Below are 3,026 nucleotides of genomic sequence, written 5' to 3'. Positions count from 1 at the left end.
TGATCAGCTTGTGCTGCATCGCCGCGCCCGGGGTCCAGAAGCCGGCCGGGACATCGGTCGCGTCGCGCAACATGCAGATCGCGCATTCGGAGATCATCTTCGAGGTCGAACCGTAGCCCGGATCGCGGTCGCCGGTGACGCCGGCGCGGACCTGGCGGCCGTCGGGCGCGATCGCGACATAGAGCAGGTCGAAGAGACCGTTCTCGCGCTCCTCCTTCGACGGCCCCTCGCCCGGCTTCGGCGCGTTCGGGCCGGTCTTCTCGGCATTCACGGCCATCACGCGCTTCGCGTTGGCCTCGCCCTTCTCGCCTGGGCCGGTCAGGACCATCTCGTCGTAGACGAACTCCTGGCCGTAAGGGAATCCCATCAGCATGTTGGAGCGGTGCACGTTGCGCGTGTTGATCAGCGCCATCATGAACGGCGCGGCCCAGGATTGCAGGTCCTCCTCGAAGGCCGCCCTGTTGCCCTTCGGCTGCTTCGGGCCGGTGAACCCGGGCGTCAGCGCAAAGTGATCGTTGAGAATGGCGACGAGGCTGAGATCCTTGGCCACCGCATCGAAGGTCGCCTTCGCGCTCGCGGCGGTGCCGCCTGAGAGCGTGCCGCGCATGTCGCGCACCCGCCCCTTCACGCGCGGGGCCGGCGCACCGAATACACGCCTGGCCTCCTCCTGCACGAAGAACGTACCAAGCTCGAACGGCACGGAATCGTAGCCGCACGAAAACACGATGCGGGCGCCGCTCGCCTTGGCTTCCGCCTCGTACTTGTCGATCATCTGCCGCATCCACACCGGCTCGCCGCAGAGATCGAAATAATCCGTGCCCGTGGCCACGCAGGCCGCGAGCAGTTCCTCACCATAGAACTGATACGGGCCAACGGTGGTGATCACCGACATGGTCTGCTCCGCCATCGCCTTCAGCGAGGCCGCATCCGACGCATCCGCCACGATCAGCGGCGTGTTCCCCGGCGCACCGATCGCATCGCGGACCGATTTCAGCTTGCCGAGGCTGCGGCCCGCCATCGCCCATTTGAGTTGATGGTCGTCCTTGTAGTGCGCAGTCAGATATTCGGCGACGAGCTGGCCGGTGAAGCCGGTCGCGCCGTAGACGACGATGTCGAATTTCGTAGAGCTCATAACGGGCGGCCTTTACTTCTTCGCGTAGCTCACGCCCATGCCGGCACGGACGTCGCTTTGAATACCATAGGGTGGGATCGGATAGCGCAGGCCGTTCCTGGCCAGCGCCTTCATGCCATCGATTGCCTTGGCGAGATGCTCAGGCTTCAGCGCCATCAGCATCTCCTCGTCCGGCACGCCGCCATAGCGCCGTTCGGCATAGCATGGCAAGGACAGGCTGGGCTCGCCGCTCTTGAGCGCCCGCCCCCAGGAATCCGCACAAGCGGTCTCACCGACCACCCCCCATTCGAACTTCTTGTAGCCGGTATATTGCAGGCCGTTGATCAGGATGATCATCTGCCCCGGCGTGGCGTAGACGAGGCAGATATCGGGCGGATCGAGCCGGCCGCTCGCGAGCGGGCTGACCGCGAGCGCCTGGTACTGGCCGAACGGCACCACGTCGAGCGCCTCCTGGCGCTTGCGCGCATCCTCCGCCGTGCCGTGCCAGACGCCGACATAGTTTTCACCGGCGAGCCATTTTTCATCTTGCGGCGCGAGCCCGATCACCGCGCGGCACTGGCTACCTACGAGATCGTCGGCGGTGATGCCGACGGTCCAGCCCAAACGTGCAGCCATGCTGACGATCTGGTCGGTGGTGTGGATCGCGTTCGGCCGCCTGATCTTCGGGATCGCCTCCATCTCCGCGGCGCGTGCGAACAGCTTCATGCCGATCACCGTCGTCTTCAGCCGCAACAGGCTGTTGAGATCGGCAACGAGGCCGGCAAGATCGATCCTGTCTGCGCTCTGCTGCTGCATTGGCGTCCTCCGGGCCGGCGATTACGCCGCTGTTCTTGTTTTGCGGCTCTCGTTCTAGTCCTTGGCCGGTCCCGGAAGCAACTCGCCCGTCCTGCCCATCAGGCGGTAAGCCACGAGGCCGATCCATTCGCGTACGGCAATTTCGGTTCGGCCGAGCCCGTCCGCGCCCACATTGGTGAACGAAAAAAGATCGTCACGTCCGCCCATCCGCCAGTCCACGGGATAGGCCTCGACCTCAAATCCGGCCTTGCGGAAGATTCCCATCGAACGCGGCATGTGGAAGGCCGAGGTGACCAGAAGCCAGCGCTCGCCCGCCTTCGGCGTCACCAGCGGTTTCGTGAAGATGGCATTCTCATAGGTGTTGCGGGAGTTCCGCTCCAGGATCAGGCGCTCCTTCGGGATACCGAGATTTTCCAGGATCGGCGCGGAGTAGTCGGCTTCCCTGGCGTCTGTCGAGACCAGGTTCGCGCTGCCTCCGGTAAAAACGATGCGCGCATTCGGATAACGGCGCGCCAGCTCGGCCGGCGCGAACAGGCGATCGGCCGCATGGGACACGACCGGCGTGCGATGCGCCGCGGACAGGTCGGTGTCGACGGAGCCGCCGAGCACAATGATGCCATCGGGCGCACCGCGCGACGGATCCCACGGCGGAAAGCGCGACTCCAGGGGATAGAGCAGGAGATTGCCGAGCGGCGAAAACGCGGCGAGCGCCAGCAGGATCAGCGTGGCCACGGCGAGCTTGCGGCCGAACGCGGCAAAGCGCGTCGCCATCAGAACGACCGAGACGATCCCGAGCTCGATCATGAAGTTGATCGGCAGCACCGCGGCGCCGAGGGTCTTGGAGAGGACAAAAAGCAGGGGAGCCTCGCTGGAATGGTCGAGCTTGTCGCGCGCGGGCTTGACCCGCCGGTCCATCTTCAGAAATCTTCTTGGAAGAGGATCGATTGCCTGGTCAAGCCCGGGCATCGCAGGTTCTCATATCGCAAGTTCTCATGGCGAGTTCAGATGAAACCGACCGAAGGCGGCCAATGACCCATCACCACCTGCATTCAAGCCCTGAAACCTGCCACTGGGGCTTCTTCGAAGCCAGGCTCAAGCC

At 64.5% G+C, this 3,026-nt stretch carries 3 protein-coding genes; all 3 read right to left on the bottom strand.

The window, feature by feature from the left end; all coding sequences use genetic code 11:
• The coding region (locus ACXJL8_RS37865) for a saccharopine dehydrogenase family protein (protein ID WP_456686694.1) at nt 1–1,132 on the bottom strand (1,132 nt) is incomplete at its 3' end.
• 12 nt (nt 1,133–1,144) lie between these two features.
• The gene (locus tag ACXJL8_RS37860) at nt 1,145–1,927 is read right to left on the bottom strand and encodes a DUF169 domain-containing protein (protein ID WP_456620209.1); all 783 of its coding nucleotides are present in this window, start codon (nt 1,925–1,927) and stop codon (nt 1,145–1,147) included.
• 54 nt (nt 1,928–1,981) lie between these two features.
• Nucleotides 1,982–2,731, bottom strand: coding sequence for a YdcF family protein (locus ACXJL8_RS37855; RefSeq protein ID WP_456620230.1), 750 nt, complete (start codon nt 2,729–2,731; stop codon nt 1,982–1,984).
• Nucleotides 2,732–3,026 lie beyond the last annotated feature (295 nt).

Source organism: Bradyrhizobium sp. P5_C11_2, from assembly GCF_054049755.1.
This window is presented reverse-complemented; position numbering and strand designations above follow the sequence as displayed.

What these genes read in the sequence shown, in the direction of transcription:
- ACXJL8_RS37860 (WP_456620209.1), bottom strand. Translation starts at nt 1,927, where the DNA reads ATGCAGCAGCAGAGCGCAGACAGGATCGATCTTGCCGGCCTCGTTGCC.
- ACXJL8_RS37855 (WP_456620230.1), bottom strand. Translation starts at nt 2,731, where the DNA reads ATGATCGAGCTCGGGATCGTCTCGGTCGTTCTGATGGCGACGCGCTTT.